Below are 16,586 nucleotides of genomic sequence, written 5' to 3' on the forward strand. Positions count from 1 at the left end.
AAGCCATAAGCTTCGTTTTTTATTGTATTCGAAAATCAGAGATTAACGAGCACGGAAGACGATGCGGCCTTTAGATAGGTCGTATGGAGTCATCTCTACAGTTACTTTATCACCAGTAAGAATACGGATGTAGTTCTTACGCATCTTGCCAGAGATGTGTGCAGTCACAACGTGACCGTTTTCAAGTTCAACGCGGAACATAGTGTTTGGTAGAGTGTCAAGCACAGTGCCTTGCATCTCAATTACGTCTTCTTTAGCCATTTAATCCTCTTTAGAAATTAGGCGGTATTAGCGCGCTTATTTTGCCGCTAAACAGTAATTATGTAAAGTTGGGGCGTATTCTACCCTTGCCAACGCTGATTTACTAGCCTTTGGTGTCGTTGAAAGCGAGTTTTGTAGTTCATCGCTGGACATTCATCGATCTGATAGCCCAAATATAGCCAATGTTTGCCGTTCTGTTGGCAATATTCAAGTTGGAAAAGAACCCCTAAGGTCCCAAGAGACAAAGGATAATCGGGATCAAAGAAGGTATAAAAAGCACTCGCACTGTTATCCATGATATCCGTAACCGCAACTGCGAGAAGTCGATCATTTTCATCATAGACATGCAGAAATCCGGTTGTTAACCATGTTGTTTGAGCAAATCGAGCGAACTCATCCTCACGAGGAGGGTACATGGTGCCATCTTTGTGCCGCGCAGTTATGTACCTGCTGTAAAGCTGGAACCAGTCTTTGTCTAGCTCAGGCTTGATCGTCCAACTCAGAGAACTGGCTTTATTCAACAGACGCTTTTGACTCTTGGATGGACTAAAGTCTGGCACCGCAATGCGGATTGGCTGACATGCATTGCACTGTTCACAATGAGGTTTATAGATGGTGTCGCCGCTGCGACGAAAACCATTCGCCATCAATACTTGATAGTTTTGTTCTGTATGCAAGCTGGCATCGAGTGCTACAGCCACGCGTTCTTCGCGCTCCGGCAAGTAACTGCATGGATGGTTGTTGGTCAAGCCGATACGGATGTGTTGGAGATCTGTGCTCATGATACCGCGTCCTGCAAAATCTGTGGTTCAAACGTGCCCAAATCGGTGTTCTTACCTCTTAAAGATAGTAGTTTTTGTACGAAGTCGTCACGCTCAAGTTCAAATGCACCAAGTGAAGCTAGGTGTGGGTTCATTACCTGGCAATCGATTAATTGACCGTGGTTTGACGCCAAATGGTCGCAGAGATACCACAATGCAATCTTAGATGCGTTGTCTTTAAGACTAAACATCGACTCACCACAAAAAAGTTGGCCAACACTGATGCCGTATAAACCGCCAACGAGTTGATCCTCGTGCCATACTTCTACTGAGTGGCAATGACCGTGTTTGGCGAGTTCAATATAGGATGTTTGCATATCCTCATTGAGCCAAGTTTCTTCTGCAGGACGAGTCGAAGAACATAATTGAATTACGCGTTCGGTTGCATTGTTTAGCGTTACTTTATACTGTTGTTTACGCTGAAACTTTTTTAGGCTTTTTGAAGGCTTAAATGATAAAGGATCAAAAACGGCTCTTGGTGAAGGACTCCACCAAAGAATGGGCTCACCAGGGCCATACCACGGAAAAATACCTTGGTGATAGCCGTTAAGAATGCGTTCAGGGTTGAGATCCCCACCAAAGGCCAGCAAACCGTTTGGGTCGCTCAGTGCTTCGTACGGCGATGGAAACGAATGCGAGTCATCAAGTTCAGTTAAATAGATTGTCATAAAGAAAACTTTACCAACATCAGAGCCTATAGGAGCTTATTATGAGCGGAGTAAGACTTAATATAAAACGATGGGCATGGATCATACTGTTTTTGCCATTTTTCGCCAATGCAGCCTATGAAAGAAATGTAGCAAAACCTGTAAATCAAGTGGTGTATGGCAAAGTCGACTCTGTGCGATACATTACGCAACAAGAGGTGAAACAGTCACAAAGTAATGGCTGGGAAACGCTCCTAGGGGCGACCATCGGAGGTTTAGTGGGTAACCAATTTGGTGGTGGTACAGGTAAAGAAGTTGCGACCGCAGTTGGGGCGCTAGCTGGTGCAGCCGTTGTGAGAAACCGTAGCAACTACGAATACACGGTTGAATACAAGCTTGTCGAACTCTTGGTCAAAGTCGATGGCAACAAACTTATTAACGTAATTCAAGACGTTGACAATAACATGCTGTTTAAGCGTGGAGACGATGTTCGCATTCTCTATTTTGATGACGGCGTTCGAGTGGATATCGCTTACTAAGCCAACGTTTGCACAGTAAAATCTAAGCTGACTAATTATTCAAAAATTAGCATGGATTTACTCTGGTTTTGTGATGGTTTTTTCGTTAGTCTGAATCCACGAAGAATTGTTTAGCTCTCAAAAAAACGTGAAGTGAGAGCACAAAGGATTATCAACTTTTAATGGAAAGCCTAACGTTACAACCCATCAATAAAATTCACGGGGAAGTGAACCTTCCTGGATCAAAAAGCGTTTCCAACCGAGCTCTATTGCTTGCTGCTTTAGCAAAAGGCACTACTCGTTTGACAAACCTTCTCGACAGCGATGACATTCGTCATATGTTGAACGCACTGACAAAGCTTGGCGTTCAATATCAATTATCGGAAGATAAAACCGAGTGTGTCGTTGAAGGTCTCGGTCGTCCATTTTCGGTCTCTGAGCCTGTAGAGCTATTTTTAGGTAATGCCGGCACTGCGATGCGTCCACTCGCTGCTGCACTGTGCTTAGGTGAAGGTGAATACGTATTGACTGGCGAACCTCGTATGAAAGAGCGTCCGATCGGTCACTTAGTGACAGCCCTTCAAGCGGCTGGTGCAGACGTTACTTGCCTAGAAAACGAAAACTACCCACCACTGAAAATCGTCGGTACTGGCCTTAAATCTGGTTCTGTATCGATTGATGGTTCGATTTCTAGCCAATTCTTAACGGCATTTTTAATGTCAGCGCCTTTGGCAGAGGGCGAAATTCGCATCAATATTGAAGGCGAGCTAGTTTCAAAGCCTTACATCGATATCACTCTGCATATCATGAAGCAGTTTGGTGTAGAAGTGGTCAATAACGACTATCAAGAGTTTGTTATTCCTGCTGGCCAGCATTACATTGCTCCGGGTGATTTTTTAGTCGAAGGTGATGCGTCTTCAGCTTCTTATTTCTTGGCGGCGGCGGCCATCAAAGGTGGTGAAGTGAAAGTCACAGGTATTGGTAAAAATAGTATTCAGGGTGATATCCAATTCGCTGATGCACTTGAGAAAATGGGTGCAGAAATCGAATGGGGCGATGACTACGTGATTTCACGTGTTGGTCAGCTGAAAGGTATCGACATGGATTACAACCATATTCCAGATGCGGCAATGACCATCGCAACGACAGCTCTGTTTGCAGAAGGCACAACAGCGATTCGTAATGTGTACAACTGGCGCGTGAAAGAGACTGACCGTCTGTCTGCAATGGCGACTGAGCTTCGTAAAGTCGGCGCAGAAGTGGAAGAGGGTGAGGATTACATCATCGTTAAGCCTGTACCACAGCTTACGCACGCTGCGATTGATACTTATGATGATCACCGTATGGCGATGTGTTTCTCTCTGGTGGCGTTAAGCGATACACCTGTGACGATTAACGATCCTAAGTGTACGTCCAAGACCTTCCCAGATTACTTTGATAAACTGAAAGCATTGAGCTGTTAATTCAGTTTATTGAAGCGAAAAAGCCAGAGTTGAGACTCTGGCTTTTTTATTGAATTTTGAAGCGCTTATTTGTTCAGCGTGAACTCTTTTGACAGGTGGTGCGCAAGGTACTTAAACATATTGAATACGGCTGTAGTATTGGTGGTCGGCAGACCTTTTTCATCTAAGAAGTACTCGCCTTTAAATACCAATACATCGTCTTTTTCTACTACGCTCGTTGCACGCATACCTTCGATGTAGTCATCGTGTTCTTGGATGATTTGGTTAGCGATCAAAAGAAGGTCGAACTCTTCAATGTGTTTTCTATCAGACATAACGTTCTCGTCATTCAATAAATCTTAAGTGGCAGCAGTATACCCACAAACATCATGGGTTTGCATACCTAAATCTCTGATTACGTGTTTTACCAGTATTGTTCCAAGAGGTTTTACTTCTTTATATAGAAGCAACACGGTAAGTGATTCTTATATGCAAATCGTCGCTATCTCAGCGTCGTAATCTAAGGTTAGGCTCTGATCGTGAAAGAAAAAATATTTTGTGATGAGAGACAAAATTTATTGAATTCGACTAGCGGGAGGAATCTTTGCCTGCTTAGTATATGCCGCTCAAGACCTTTTGCAGAACCCTGCCTCGTCAAATTAGAAAGGCGATGAATTGTCAACCAATCGGATCTGAATTTCAAAAAAGCAGTTGATCTTCTTTTCATCTCGCACAATAGTAAAAAAAGAAGCAATGAAATAGAACATTATGCGGGTAGCTTCCTTAGGGGGCAGTTACCCGCATTATTATGAAGGACGTTAGAGTCAGTTATGGGTAAATCGCTCGTTATAGTGGAGTCACCAGCCAAGGCTAAGACGATAAATAAATACCTTGGTAAAGACTTTATTGTTAAGTCTAGTGTTGGTCACGTGCGTGATCTGCCTACGGCCGGTCAAAGCACTGGTGAGAAAAAAGCCGCTGCCATTTCTACTAAAGGAATGAGCCCGGAAGAGAAAGCGCGTGTCAAAAAAGAAAAAGACCGCAAAGCGCTAATCAAAAAAATGGGGATTAACCCATATCATGACTGGGATGCGAATTACCAAATCCTTCCAGGCAAAGAAAAAGTTGTTAGTGAACTGCAAAAATTAGCCAAAGACGCTGATTTCGTTTATCTCGCAACCGATTTGGACCGCGAGGGAGAGGCTATCGCATGGCACCTTCGTGAGATCATCGGTGGCGATGAAGAGCGATACAAACGTGTAGTTTTCAACGAGATTACTAAGAATGCAATCCAACAAGCTTTCCAGACGCCTGGTGAGCTGAATATGGATGGTGTTAACGCACAGCAAGCACGTCGATTCATGGACCGCGTAGTAGGTTTCATGGTTTCTCCATTGCTATGGAAGAAAGTTGCACGTGGCTTGTCTGCGGGTCGTGTACAGTCAGTAGCGGTAAAACTATTGGTTGAGCGTGAGCGTGAAATCAACGCTTTCATTCCAGAAGAATTCTGGGACATCAACGCGAATACACACACCAAAGATAAGACGGCATTCAAACTGCTTGTTGCGCAAAAAGATGGCGTTGCGTTTAAGCCTGTCAACGAGACAGAGACCAAAGCAGCGCTTTCGGTACTGGAAAAAGCAAGCTACGAAGTTTGTAAGCGCGAAGACCGCCCAACGAAGAGTAAGCCGTCTGCTCCATACATTACCTCAACACTTCAGCAAGCGGCGAGTACTCGCCTAGGCTACGGTGTTAAGAAGACCATGATGCTGGCTCAGCGTCTGTATGAAGCGGGTTACATCACGTATATGCGTACTGACTCAACCAATTTGAGTGCAGAAGCGGTAGATGCAGTTCGTGGCTTCATCGGTTCAGAGTATGGCGATAAATACCTTCCTGCTAATCCGTTAAGATACGGTAGCAAAGAAGGCGCACAAGAAGCGCACGAAGCGATTCGTCCTTCCGATGTAGCGGTGAAAGCAGAAGACCTACAAGGTGTTGATACTGACGCTCACAAGCTCTACTCATTGATTTGGAATCAATTCGTCGCGTGTCAAATGACACCAGCAGAATACGATTCAACCACTATCAGCGTTAAAGCTGCGGAATACACGCTGAAAGCGAAAGGCCGTATCCTTAAGTTTGATGGTTGGACTCGCGTACAACGCCCAATGGGTAAAAACGAAGACACGATTCTTCCAGCAGTTCAGTTGGGCGATAAGCTAGACTTAGAATCGCTTGAGCCTAAGCAGCACTTTACTAAACCACCTGCACGCTTTACAGAGGCGGCACTGGTTAAAGAACTTGAGAAGCGTGGCATTGGCCGTCCTTCTACATACGCATCGATCATCTCTACGATCCAAGATCGTGGCTACGTGAAAGTAGACCAGCGCCGTTTCTACGCAGAGAAGATGGGTGAGATTGTTACTGACCGTCTAGATGACAGCTTTAACGATCTTATGAACTACGACTTCACGGCTCGTATGGAGCAGAAGCTTGACCAAATCGCCGAGGGTGACGTGATGTGGAAAGATGTCCTAGACAACTTCTTCACAGACTTTACGGGCGATCTTGAGAAAGCGGAACAAGACGAAAACGAAGGCGGCATGAAACTGAATCACATTGTGATGACAGATATTGAGTGTCCAACTTGTGGTCGTCCAATGGGTATTCGTACCGCGTCTACCGGTGTGTTCCTTGGCTGTTCTGGTTACGCATTGCCACCTAAAGAGCGTTGCAAGACAACCATCAACCTAGGTGACGAAGAAGGCATCATCAACGTTCTAGAAGAAGACGTGGAAACCGCGGCACTGCGTGCTAAGAAGCGTTGTCCTATCTGTGAAACGGCGATGGATGCGTACCTGATCGACGATAAACGCAAGATGCACGTTTGTGGTAACAACCCGAACTGTGAAGGCTACATCGTCGAGTATGGCGAGTTCAAAGTGAAAGGCTACGATGGCCCAGTTGTTGAGTGTGACAAGTGTGGCTCTGACATGGTTCTTAAGAACGGTCGCTTCGGTAAATACATGGATTGTACGAGTGAAACGTGTAAGAACACTCGTAAGATTCTGAAGAATGGCGAAGTTGCGCCACCGAAGGAAGACCCAGTTCACTTCCCTGAACTACCATGTGAAAACTCAGACGCTTACTTTGTTCTTCGTGACGGTGCTTCTGGCCTATTCATGGCGGCAAGTAACTTCCCTAAATCACGTGAGACGCGTGCGCCATTGGTTTCTGAACTGGCTCGATTTGAAGAGCGTCTTCCAGAGAAGTTCAAATACCTAACGACAGCACCAGCGGCGGATCCAGATGGTCGCCCTGCAGTGGTTCGTTTTAGCCGTAAGAGCAAAGAGAACTACGTGCGTACTGAAGATGATGGCAAACCAAGTGGTTGGACTGCGCTATTCATTGACGGTAAGTGGGAAATCACAGACAAGCGCAAGAAACCGAAAGCTTAAGTAATAAATTAGAACGAATAAGGCAGCGAATACGCTGCCTTATTTTTTGCTTGTTATTCTATAAAACATTCACATCATCAATTGTTTCCATTCAAATTTTCTCCATTCTGTTTTCATAGAACGGTCATAGTTTCATCGTATCCTGTCGCAAAACTGCGCTTGTGTAGTTAATCGGTTTGTAAATTGTTTTCACAATGTAATCGTTTGCGTCTCATAGTGTGACCAAGATACCGTATTGAGTAAGCAACATCTGTATACAACACGGAATGGCATATTTTAAATTGTAATTTAGTTCCAGTTCGATAACTTATTACACAAATAATGCAACTGTATGCGGTTATTTAGCACCAAAAATAAAAAACAACGAAGGTGCGTGCGTACGAGGATGTGCAATAGCTTTTTTAGTTCGCGCTGTGAGGGTTCAAAGAAACTTATCAGTGCGGATGCAATAATGTATTCGCTTGACTCCCCGAGTTCTGCTCATTTCAAGTGAATACCAGTTCCAAGCTATAACTATATATGGAGAACAACGAATGGCTGGTGTTTTGGGAATGATTCTTGCTGGCGGTGAAGGCTCTCGCTTGAGACCTTTAACGGAATCCCGCAGTAAACCTTCGGTCCCTTTCGGCGGAAGTTACCGACTTATTGATTTCGCTCTGAATAACTTTGTAAATGCGGATTTAATGCGTATTTACGTCCTCACTCAATTCAAATCTCAATCTCTATTCCATCACTTGAAAAAGGGTTGGAACATTAATGGCATTACAGACCGTTTTATCGACCCAATTCCTGCGCAAATGCGTACTGGCAAGCGTTGGTATGAAGGTACTGCCGATGCCATCTACCAAAATTTACGTTTTATGGAGTTGGCGGAGCCGGATCAAGTATGTATCTTTGGTTCAGACCATATCTACAAAATGGACATTAAACAGATGCTTGCTTTCCACCAAGAAAAAGAAGCATCTTTGACTGTTTCGGCACTGCGCATGCCGCTATCGGAAGCCTCTCAATTTGGTGTTATCGAAGTGGACAGTGAAGGTCGAATGATTGGCTTTGAAGAAAAGCCTGCAAACCCAAAATCAATTCCTGGTGATCCAGAGCATGCGCTTGTCTCTATGGGCAACTACATCTTTGAAGCTCAAACGCTGTTCTCAGAATTGATTGAAGACGCTGATAATGAAGCCTCTACCCACGACTTTGGTAAAGACATCATTCCTAAGATGTTCCCTCGTGGTGATGTGTTTGTCTATGACTTCAGCATGAACCGCATTACAGGTGAGAAAGAAGAAGTTTACTGGCGTGATGTAGGTACAATCGATGCGTACTGGCAAGCACATATGGATCTGCTTGAGAAAGACGCACCATTCTCTCTCTACAACCGCAAATGGCCACTGCATACTTACTACCCACCATTGCCACCTGCAACCTTTACTGACTCTGTAAATGGTCGAGTTCAGATCATCGACAGTCTAGTATGTAACGGCAGCTACGTACGTGGTTCTCGTATTGAAAAATCAGTACTTGGTTTCCGCAGTAACATTGCTTCAGCGTGTGACATCAGCCAGTGTATTTTGCTCGGTGATGTGAAGGTCGGGGAAGGTTGTGTTCTTCGTCGCGTGATTGTAGATAAAGACGCAGATATTGCGCCGGGTACGCAAATTGGTGTAAATCTACAAGAAGATAAAAAACACTACCATGTGTCAGATGATGGCATTGTCGTAATTCCAAAAGGAGCACGTGTTGGCTACTAACAATTTGTCTGTTCTGTTTGTAGCGTCTGAAGTCGAAGGACTGATCAAAAGTGGTGGCTTGGCTGATGTAGCCAAGGCACTGCCGGAAGCCCTTCAAAACCTTCAGCAAGATGTACGAATTTCTATTCCTGCCTACACTGGTATTGAACAGTTGTCAGAAGCGGAAACGGTTCTGGAAACAGAGCTAACAAGTTGGCCTCATACTGCTTACCGTGTCCTTAAGTTAACGCTTGGGGATAATCCGGTTTATTTGATTGATTGTCCTCCTTATTTCAATCGTCCGTCTATGTACGCGGAAAACAACCAAGCCTACACGGATAACGGCGAGCGTTTCGCGTTTTTCAGTGCGGCTTGCCTAGACATGCTGCCAAAGCTTGGCTTTCAGCCCGATATTGTTCATGCCAATGACTGGCACACAGGCTTAGTTCCCTTTCTGCTAAAACATCGTTACGGCCATGACGCTTTCTTTGCTAATACTCGCAGTGTTATTTCAATCCATAATGCGGTGTTCAAAGGCGTGTTTAGCTATGACGATGTTCAATGTCTGCCAGAATTCCATAGCCGAAATGTGCCAGATGCTGCAGTAAGTGCAACGCACATTACTATGCTGAAAGCAGGGGTAATGAACGCAGATAAAATCAATGCTGTTAGCCCAACTTATGCCGAAGAGTTGAAAACTGAGCTTGGAAGCCACGGCATGGCGTGGGAGTTTCAGCAACGTGCTAGTGATTTGGTAGGCATCCTTAATGGATGTGATTACAGTGCGTGGAATCCAGAAACCGATTCAAACTTGCCGCTTAGCTATAAAGCCAATCGTCAAAGTATGGTTCGTGGTAAGAACGCATGTAAAAAAGCAATGCAAGAAAAGTTGGGACTTGAAGCATCAGATTGCGCTATGTTTGGCATGGTGTGTCGTCTAACACAGCAAAAAGGTGTGCACTATCTATTGCCTGCGTTGGCAGACTTTCTAAAACACGATGTTCAGCTTGTTGTAGTTGGTACGGGCGATCCAATTCTCGCGGCGCAGTTACGAGATGTAGCGGCGCAATTTGCGGATAAGTTTGTCTTTGTTGAAGCGTACGATAACGAATTAGCACACTTGGTTGAGGCGGGATCGGATTTCTTCCTGATGCCTTCTGAATTCGAACCTTGTGGTTTGAACCAAATCTACAGCATGGCTTACGGTACTTTGCCAATCGTTCGTGGAGTAGGTGGCTTGAAAGACAGCGTGAATGACTACGATGTGGATCCAGCCGAAGCAACGGGGTTCGTTTTCTATGAACCAACGCCGCAAGGTCTATTACTGACAATGTTGAGAGCACTTCTGCTTTACGCACAAAATGTGACAGAAGTGAGACGTGTACAACTTCATGCTATGCAAAAAGACTTTTGTTGGCGAAAAGCGGCAGAAGAGTATTTGCAACTGTATAGAGCTGCGTTAAATTGACGCAAAATCTTTAAAAAGTGTAACGAAAGGCACCGAATGAGGTGCCTTTATTATCTTACCCTTATGGAGTGTGGTAGCATTTATCCATTCCCTTTCACAAAAAGTGTTTTTCGTACTGATACATGACTCAGCCACTTCTTTTCCACAAAACCTATTTGCACCCTACCAGTAATGAGTGGGTTGTTTTCGTACATGGTGCTGGTGGCAGTTCTTCGATCTGGTTTAAGCAAATCAAAGCGTATAAGCAGCATTTCAATTTGTTGCTCATCGATCTTCGAGGTCACGGAAAGTCCAATCAACTGTTGAAAGAGCTGATTACCAGTCGCTATACCTTTACCGCTGTTACTCAGGATATTTTAAAAGTGTTGGATCACCTTAAGATCCAATCAGCACATTTTGTCGGTATGTCCTTGGGTACTATTATTGTGCGTAACTTGGCAGAACTGGCTTCAGACCGTGTTCGCTCAATGGTGCTGGGTGGCGCAGTCACTCGTTTAAATACTCGCTCACAGATACTGGTGAAACTGGGGAACCTTGGTAAACACATTCTTCCTTACATGTGGTTGTACAAGTTGTTTGCTTATATCGTGATGCCGCAGAAAAACCAGCGAGAATCAAGACACTTGTTTATTCGCGAAGCCAAGAAGCTATGCCAAAAAGAATTTAAGCGTTGGTTTACTTTGGCGGCAGATGTGAACCCATTGATGAGATATTTCAAAGATCGTGAATTACCGATTCCGACGCTGTATTTGATGGGTGACCGAGACTATATGTTCATCAAGCCAGTGAAAGAAATGGTCGCGGTGCATAAGTTGAGCGTACTGAGAGAAATCCCCGATTGTGGCCATGTGTGTAATGTAGAAAGACCCGATGACTTTAACCAACATTCCATCGAGTTCATTAAGCAGCAGAGTCTAGCGGCTTAACGCATTTATTGAAGAGTTCAAAAGAGTAGGGGAGCCGTTATGGCTCCCCTATTTGATATCCACATTGCCAACACGCACCGAATTGCCCTTCGTTTTGTTCTGAACACTGTGGGCACTGCCAGTCTTGATAAGTCAATTCCGCTTGTTGACGATAATCTTCAACAATGGCAGATGCTTTTAGTTTCTGCTCCGGATGTAAAAGCCAAACATACGGGTCTGTATCATCGCTAAACGGCAACTCCCCCTTTAAGCCGAACATTCCCTCACCTCTTACTTCACAAGCTATCTGTTCGGTTTTGAGAAGCTCACAGACGATATGAGCTTCTGCAGGATTTTTAGCGATGTATATCTTCATTAAGCATTTCCGTTTTGAACTTGGGCTGGGCGAACTTTATTCATAACCCATTTTGCGATGATTGGGAACAAGCCAAGCAGAGCAAACGACGCTAATACGGTTGGTGACACAATTCCCGAAAGACTGTCGATAGTGGCGAGCTGTGTACCTGCATTTAGGTAGACGGCAGTGCCTGGCAACATACCGATTTGGCTAGTTAGGTAGAATCGCGCGACTGACATTGGTGTCAGACCCATCAGCAAGTTGATCAAGAAAAACGGAAAAACCGGAATTAAACGTAGAGAGAAGAGGTAAAAAGCACCGTCTTTTTCTACACCTTGGTTAATGGCATTTAACTTGTTCCCAAACTTGCTTTGCACCCATTCACGCAACAAGTATCGGCTGCTTAAAAACGCAATGGTTGCGCCGATTGTACTGGCAAAAGACACCAACAATAAACTGGTCCAAAAACCAAATAAGGCTGCACCCAGAAGCGTTACAACCGCAGCGCCAGGAATAGAAAAAGCGGTGATGGCAATGTAAGCGAAGAAATAGGTAGCGGCGGCAAACACGAAGTTTTGGTCAATGAAACTGTTTAACGCTTGTTGCTGTGCTTTTGCGTTTTCTAGCGTTAAATATTGACCGAAGTTGACACCTAAAAAGATGATGGTCGCGAGTAGGATCAGTCCTAAAATCAGTTTCTTATTCATATCAATGGCTCCGTTTGGCTTCTTAAATAATAAGACAGAATGGAGTAAGAAAAAATTTCAAAAAAAAACCGCAGTGTGAAAACTGCGGTTTTTACTCAATGTCATGCTGAAATGATTGCTCTACGAGAGAGCACTCATCAACTCTTCCCGGCGAGACTGAGGTACGACGCTCCAATGTGTACCGTTGATAGCGCCTTCAAGCGCCCACAACAATTCAAGGCTTACCGTAGAGGCATGCGTATCTTGGATTGCTTTATAAGCGTTTAGGGCACCTTCTTCTTCTAGTTGCTCGACAGAGTCAATGCCTGCTTTCTTCAACATACGTTCAGTTGCAAGGCGTAGATTAGGAAGGTCTTTCAATCGGTTAGGTTTGGTGCTCGCTTGTTGTTTTTTCTCTTGCTTAGCTGTCTCTAGAGATTGCTTTGCAACTTCAATCAAGCGATCGGTCGAATCCCATAGATCATCAGAAATAGCATAGTATTTCGTAACAACTGGGAAACCACGTTTCTTGTAGACGTACGGTTTTAGTCCTTGAGTCTCGAAGTCAGATGAAGTTTGTTGGTCAGCTCGTATATGAAGTTGATTGTTCACAACTAGTGCAAACATCGTTTCATCGGCGAAGAGCCCAAAGCCGCCAAACATTGAGCGCGACTTGATATTACCAAGTGCCTCAAACAGCTTCATTGAGTCTTTGAGTATCGGTTTATCCATGATGTGTTATCTCGGTGCAATTAATATTACGCCACCAAAAATCAGGTCCGAGAGATTAGCAAATGCATGCAGACACAATGTCATTAAAGGGTAAACTCACTTAATGCATATTTGCCATCGGTAACCCCGCTACCTTCCATCTAATAAGATGGTTCAGGCCGGAGGCTTTGCGTCCCACCCTTTCGAATGGTTTGCCCTGTGCGTGACTCTTTGAGAATACTTCGTATATTGAATTAACATCACGTTTCAAATATAAAAGTGTGATCTTGGTTCAGTTAATAGCGTCAAGTTGATGTGTTTTGTTTCATATTGCTGAGCATCTACTTGTCATACAAAAGCTTGATGTAGGAAATGGACTACACCTTAATTAAAACAGCAACTTATCGAAGTTTAAGGTTGTATTGTTAAGGTGAAATATTAGGGGAAAGTTATTTTTAGATATTAAAAAAGCGCCCATGAGAGCGCTTTATAAAATGAGTTCGCAGGTGAGGTTAGTTTAGTTTCTTAACCGTGTTGCGAACAACGATCTCTGGTTGCATCTCGAACACTCGTTTTTCGTGTTCTTTGTCTTTGATGCGCTCCAAAAGGATCTCAAATGCGTTTTTACCCACACGACGTTTTGGTTGGTGGATAGTCGTTAGCGGTGGAGAAAAGTATTCTGCAAGCTCAATGTTGTCGTAACCGATCACGGATACATCATCCGGTACTTTGATACCGTTTTGCTGCAAGCGGCTCATTAAGCCTAGCGCCATTGTGTCGTTAAAACAGAAGACAGCCGTTGGGCGTTTTTCCATTGCAGTGATGTTATCTGCCGCCAGTACAGCAGTATCACACTCAAAGTTACCTTCAAGAACCCAATCTTCGTTAACCGTTAGGTTTGCTTCCGCCATTGCTCGGCGGTAACCAGCGATACGCTCTTGGCACGCTGCTTTTTCAAAATGACCGCTCAAACATGCGATGTCAGTGTGACCGTTATCGATCAGGTATTTCGTCGCGATGTAGCCGCCTTCTTCCGAGTTATCGATGATCTTATCTGCCTGTGAGCTCTCAGGGCCCCAGTCCATCACAACTTTTGGAATGTCAGAATGGCGGTCTAGCATCTCTTTTAGCTCTTCCGTCAAATCAGAACACATTACTAGGATGCCATCTACGCGTTTCTCAGCTAGCATGCGGATGTAGTCACGTTGCTTCTCGTAGATACCGCCCGTGTTACAAAGAATTAGAGTGTAACCTTGACGGTAACAGTAACTCTCAACACCATCGATGACTTCAGAGAAGAATAGGTTGGTTGATTGAGTAACTAACATACCGATAGTACGAGTAGAGTTGCACTTCAAGCTACGAGCAACGGCGCTTGGCGCGTAATTTAGTTCATCAACCGCTTTCATTACTTTTTCTTGGGTTGCTTCTGCAACAAAGCGAGTTTTGTTAATTACGTGCGAAACCGTTGTGGTAGAAACGCCGGCTAAGCGAGCAACGTCTTTAATAGTGGCCATAAATGATGTCCTGTATCGAGCTACTGAATACCGTGAGTGAAGACAACCATACGCTTAGGGTCTTGCACAAACCGAGCAACTGCAAGAAAGGGCATTGCTGAGATATTTGGCAGTGGTTGTTCCGAATCGGTATAAAAAGATTTGTAGCAACATTTGTTGCTGAGACTCATATTCCCTTCTTTTATAAGTGAGGAATTAGTCAGCAATCATGTTAAGAAAACACAAAAACCGCTATATTTCAGCGGTTTACATATAAATCATATTTAATCGTTTGCGCTCACATTTTAGACTGATGTGGGCAGGCTGGCAATATTTTCAGCGGTTGTTTTGTGCCCTTGAGGTCACATTTTCACGGCTAAATTGGTTGGGTTTCTCTAAGCCAGATTAAAACTAAACGAATAAAATAGGGAGCCTAAATAGCAGGCTCCCTAAAATAGGCGGCAATTATTCACCAAGAAGGTAGGTGCTGTCCAGTTTACAAAATGCAATTAATAGTTGCGCAACGCTAACATAGAAGCCAAATTCGTCGAACTGCTTACATTTAGCGGCAAACTGAGGTAGCCAAGTCAAAAGATGCTGTTGGATGAAATCGTTCTGCTTTTCGAACGCTTCTTCCATATGCTTTTCTTGCTCTAGTTCGTTAGAGCGAATAATCATATTACCCAAGAAATCCAACTCTACCGCTAGGTGGTCAGCTGGCTCTTTCAGGTTTTCATCAACTTGCACGCCAAACTCTGCCATCAGTTTTTCCATCTCTTCTGCTGGCTTGTCGTTTAGCAGACCAGATTGGCCGATGTACATAGAGGCATAAGGCAGCGCACCGTGCTTTTCTGTCTTAAGGAAAAGCTCACAAAAGTCTGCAGCCAACTCAAGTTGCGCGTCTTCACGATCTTGTAGGCGGTTAAGTGCATCAACAAGGGTATCCACAGCTGGTTTTAATGACTCATTTTCACCAAGGCCAGCCAAAAAGCTTCGAATTTCAACACTGTGGTAGCTTTCTAGTTCTTTCTCTGTCAGTTCTTTTGCGAACAGGCTAGAAAACCACCAATAGATTTCTGCGCGTTTCTCGTTAAAAGCTTTCACTTCTTGCATTTTTTTGCTCCTAAATGGTTATCCCCTAAGTGTAAACAATTAAGATGAATAGCAGTAACTATAATTGTTATCCATTATGGGAAAATATGCGCGTTTATGAATGGCTGTAAATAAGCTTGCTTTGAATCAATAAAAACGCAAAATCTTGCTTTTTAATGTATCTATGACTAGAAATGTTACTAGTTATGAATAGAATACGTCTTGGAAAATAAAAAAGACAGAAAGTGGTGTAAATGAGCTATCACGTATTAGTCGTAGAAGATGATGTAGTAACTCGTAGTAAGCTTGCGGGCTATTTCCAAAATGAAGGCTACAAAGTTAGTGAGGCAGAGAGCGGGGCAGAAATGCGCGAAGTGCTTCAAAGTGGCGATGTAGACCTGATCATGTTGGATATTAATTTGCCTGGCGAAGATGGCCTTATGCTTACGCGTGAATTACGCAGCCAATCAGATATCGGCATCATATTAGTGACAGGACGCACGGATAGCATTGACAAAATCGTTGGCCTAGAAATGGGCGCAGACGATTATGTGACAAAGCCTTTTGAACTAAGGGAATTATTGGTTCGCGTTAAGAACTTGCTGTGGCGCATTTCGGCGGCACGTAGCGGTTCGCAAAAAACAGCGAACGACACTAATGAAGAACACATTGTGCGCTTCGGTGAGTGGACGTTTGACATTCAACGTCGTGCTCTGAGCCGTAACGGTGAGCCAGTGAAACTAACCAAAGCGGAATATGAGCTATTGGTGGCACTGTCTTCGTACCCAAATCAGGTACTTAGCCGCGAGCGTATTTTGAATATGATCAGCCACCGAGTGGATGCGCCAAACGATCGTACAATCGACGTACTGATTCGACGCATGCGCGCTAAGATGGAGTTTGATCCAAAGAACCCACAAATCTTTGTGACCGTTCACGGTGAAGGCTACATGTTTGCAGGCGACTAAATCATCGCAATAAAGAAAAAGG

16 protein-coding genes and 1 riboswitch are annotated in these 16,586 nt (G+C 44.2%); of the genes, 7 read left to right on the forward strand and 9 right to left on the reverse strand.

Annotation, left to right across the window (positions count from 1 at the left end; translation table 11 throughout):
• Positions 1–42: 42 nt before the first annotated feature.
• From infA to aat, 3 genes are all read right to left on the reverse strand, one after another.
• Positions 43–261 carry a translation initiation factor IF-1 gene (gene infA, locus ATB78_RS20240; protein ID WP_001040192.1) on the reverse strand — a complete coding sequence of 73 codons (219 nt, stop codon included), beginning with the start codon at positions 259–261 and terminating at the stop codon, positions 43–45.
• Between the two features lie 80 nt (positions 262–341).
• The gene (locus ATB78_RS20245) at positions 342–1,043 is read right to left on the reverse strand and encodes an arginyltransferase (RefSeq protein WP_061010131.1); all 702 of its coding nucleotides are present in this window, start codon (positions 1,041–1,043) and stop codon (positions 342–344) included.
• Positions 1,040–1,750 (reverse strand): leucyl/phenylalanyl-tRNA--protein transferase, encoded by a 711-nt coding sequence (gene aat / locus ATB78_RS20250; protein ID WP_009707102.1) that lies wholly within the window; start codon positions 1,748–1,750, stop codon positions 1,040–1,042. Before aat ends, ATB78_RS20245 begins: the two co-directional genes overlap by 4 nt.
• A 41-nt stretch (positions 1,751–1,791) precedes the next feature.
• Between aat and ATB78_RS20255 the strand changes: the two genes are divergently transcribed.
• Entirely contained in the window at positions 1,792–2,268 is a 477-nt protein-coding gene (locus ATB78_RS20255) for a glycine zipper 2TM domain-containing protein (RefSeq protein ID WP_061010133.1), read from the forward strand.
• Between the two features lie 161 nt (positions 2,269–2,429).
• Positions 2,430–3,710 carry a 3-phosphoshikimate 1-carboxyvinyltransferase gene (gene aroA / locus ATB78_RS20260; protein WP_061010134.1) on the forward strand — a complete coding sequence of 427 codons (1,281 nt, stop codon included), beginning with the start codon at positions 2,430–2,432 and terminating at the stop codon, positions 3,708–3,710.
• A 65-nt stretch (positions 3,711–3,775) separates the two neighbouring features.
• Here aroA and ATB78_RS20265 read toward each other — a convergent pair whose 3' ends face one another.
• Positions 3,776–4,024, reverse strand: coding sequence for a YciN family protein (locus tag ATB78_RS20265; protein WP_005441647.1), 249 nt, complete (start codon positions 4,022–4,024; stop codon positions 3,776–3,778).
• Positions 4,025–4,519: 495 nt separating this feature from the next.
• Here ATB78_RS20265 and topA point away from each other — a divergent pair, with 495 nt between their 5' ends.
• From topA to ATB78_RS20285, 4 genes are all read left to right on the forward strand, one after another.
• On the forward strand, positions 4,520–7,150 hold the full coding sequence (topA, locus tag ATB78_RS20270) for a type I DNA topoisomerase (RefSeq protein WP_061010136.1): 2,631 nt from the start codon (positions 4,520–4,522) through the stop codon (positions 7,148–7,150).
• Between the two features lie 533 nt (positions 7,151–7,683).
• Entirely contained in the window at positions 7,684–8,901 is a 1,218-nt protein-coding gene (gene glgC / locus ATB78_RS20275; RefSeq protein ID WP_005441655.1) for a glucose-1-phosphate adenylyltransferase, read from the forward strand.
• Positions 8,891–10,348 (forward strand): glycogen synthase GlgA, encoded by a 1,458-nt coding sequence (gene glgA, locus ATB78_RS20280; RefSeq protein ID WP_061010138.1) that lies wholly within the window; start codon positions 8,891–8,893, stop codon positions 10,346–10,348. The genes glgC and glgA overlap by 11 nt, the downstream gene beginning before the upstream one ends.
• Before the next feature lie 122 nt (positions 10,349–10,470).
• Positions 10,471–11,274, forward strand: coding sequence for an alpha/beta hydrolase (locus ATB78_RS20285; RefSeq protein ID WP_005441659.1), 804 nt, complete (start codon positions 10,471–10,473; stop codon positions 11,272–11,274).
• A gap of 37 nt (positions 11,275–11,311) precedes the next feature.
• On the opposite strand, the gene ATB78_RS20290 is transcribed toward ATB78_RS20285, so the two are convergent.
• The 5 genes from ATB78_RS20290 to torD all read right to left on the reverse strand — a co-directional run bounded on the left by ATB78_RS20290 (position 11,312) and on the right by torD (position 15,617).
• Positions 11,312–11,629, reverse strand: coding sequence for a DUF2007 domain-containing protein (locus ATB78_RS20290; protein WP_020195004.1), 318 nt, complete (start codon positions 11,627–11,629; stop codon positions 11,312–11,314).
• Positions 11,629–12,318, reverse strand: a complete 690-nt coding sequence (locus ATB78_RS20295; protein WP_005441662.1) for a TVP38/TMEM64 family protein — start codon at positions 12,316–12,318, stop codon at positions 11,629–11,631. The genes ATB78_RS20290 and ATB78_RS20295 overlap by 1 nt, the downstream gene beginning before the upstream one ends.
• A gap of 120 nt (positions 12,319–12,438) precedes the next feature.
• Positions 12,439–13,029: a TfoX/Sxy family DNA transformation protein gene (locus tag ATB78_RS20300; RefSeq protein ID WP_005441664.1), complete on the reverse strand. Its 591-nt coding sequence runs from the start codon at positions 13,027–13,029 to the stop codon at positions 12,439–12,441.
• Between the two features lie 116 nt (positions 13,030–13,145).
• A riboswitch (cyclic di-GMP riboswitch) is annotated at positions 13,146–13,235 on the reverse strand.
• A 285-nt stretch (positions 13,236–13,520) separates the two neighbouring features.
• Positions 13,521–14,525, reverse strand: a complete 1,005-nt coding sequence (gene purR / locus ATB78_RS20305; protein ID WP_005441667.1) for an HTH-type transcriptional repressor PurR — start codon at positions 14,523–14,525, stop codon at positions 13,521–13,523.
• Positions 14,526–14,969: 444 nt separating this feature from the next.
• On the reverse strand, positions 14,970–15,617 hold the full coding sequence (torD, locus tag ATB78_RS20310; RefSeq protein WP_009707097.1) for a molecular chaperone TorD: 648 nt from the start codon (positions 15,615–15,617) through the stop codon (positions 14,970–14,972).
• Between the two features lie 233 nt (positions 15,618–15,850).
• On the opposite strand from torD, the gene torR reads away from it, so the two are divergent.
• On the forward strand, positions 15,851–16,564 hold the full coding sequence (torR, locus tag ATB78_RS20315) for a two-component system response regulator TorR (RefSeq protein ID WP_009707096.1): 714 nt from the start codon (positions 15,851–15,853) through the stop codon (positions 16,562–16,564).
• Positions 16,565–16,586 lie beyond the last annotated feature (22 nt).

Source organism: Vibrio sp. CUB2 (assembly GCF_001557945.1).
Taxonomy (GTDB): domain Bacteria; phylum Pseudomonadota; class Gammaproteobacteria; order Enterobacterales; family Vibrionaceae; genus Vibrio; species Vibrio owensii.

Excerpts from the sequence above, each read along its gene's own strand:
- infA (WP_001040192.1), bottom strand. The coding sequence starts at position 261 with ATGGCTAAAGAAGACGTAATTGAGATGCAAGGCACTGTGCTTGACACT.
- ATB78_RS20245 (WP_061010131.1), bottom strand. The coding sequence starts at position 1,043 with ATGAGCACAGATCTCCAACACATCCGTATCGGCTTGACCAACAACCAT.
- aat (WP_009707102.1), bottom strand. The coding sequence starts at position 1,750 with ATGACAATCTATTTAACTGAACTTGATGACTCGCATTCGTTTCCATCG.
- ATB78_RS20255 (WP_061010133.1), top strand. The coding sequence starts at position 1,792 with ATGAGCGGAGTAAGACTTAATATAAAACGATGGGCATGGATCATACTG.
- aroA (WP_061010134.1), top strand. The coding sequence starts at position 2,430 with ATGGAAAGCCTAACGTTACAACCCATCAATAAAATTCACGGGGAAGTG.
- ATB78_RS20265 (WP_005441647.1), bottom strand. The coding sequence starts at position 4,024 with ATGTCTGATAGAAAACACATTGAAGAGTTCGACCTTCTTTTGATCGCT.
- topA (WP_061010136.1), top strand. The coding sequence starts at position 4,520 with ATGGGTAAATCGCTCGTTATAGTGGAGTCACCAGCCAAGGCTAAGACG.
- glgC (WP_005441655.1), top strand. The coding sequence starts at position 7,684 with ATGGCTGGTGTTTTGGGAATGATTCTTGCTGGCGGTGAAGGCTCTCGC.
- ATB78_RS20285 (WP_005441659.1), top strand. The coding sequence starts at position 10,471 with ATGACTCAGCCACTTCTTTTCCACAAAACCTATTTGCACCCTACCAGT.
- ATB78_RS20290 (WP_020195004.1), bottom strand. The coding sequence starts at position 11,629 with ATGAAGATATACATCGCTAAAAATCCTGCAGAAGCTCATATCGTCTGT.
- ATB78_RS20295 (WP_005441662.1), bottom strand. The coding sequence starts at position 12,318 with ATGAATAAGAAACTGATTTTAGGACTGATCCTACTCGCGACCATCATC.
- ATB78_RS20300 (WP_005441664.1), bottom strand. The coding sequence starts at position 13,029 with ATGGATAAACCGATACTCAAAGACTCAATGAAGCTGTTTGAGGCACTT.
- purR (WP_005441667.1), bottom strand. The coding sequence starts at position 14,525 with ATGGCCACTATTAAAGACGTTGCTCGCTTAGCCGGCGTTTCTACCACA.
- torD (WP_009707097.1), bottom strand. The coding sequence starts at position 15,617 with ATGCAAGAAGTGAAAGCTTTTAACGAGAAACGCGCAGAAATCTATTGG.
- torR (WP_009707096.1), top strand. The coding sequence starts at position 15,851 with ATGAGCTATCACGTATTAGTCGTAGAAGATGATGTAGTAACTCGTAGT.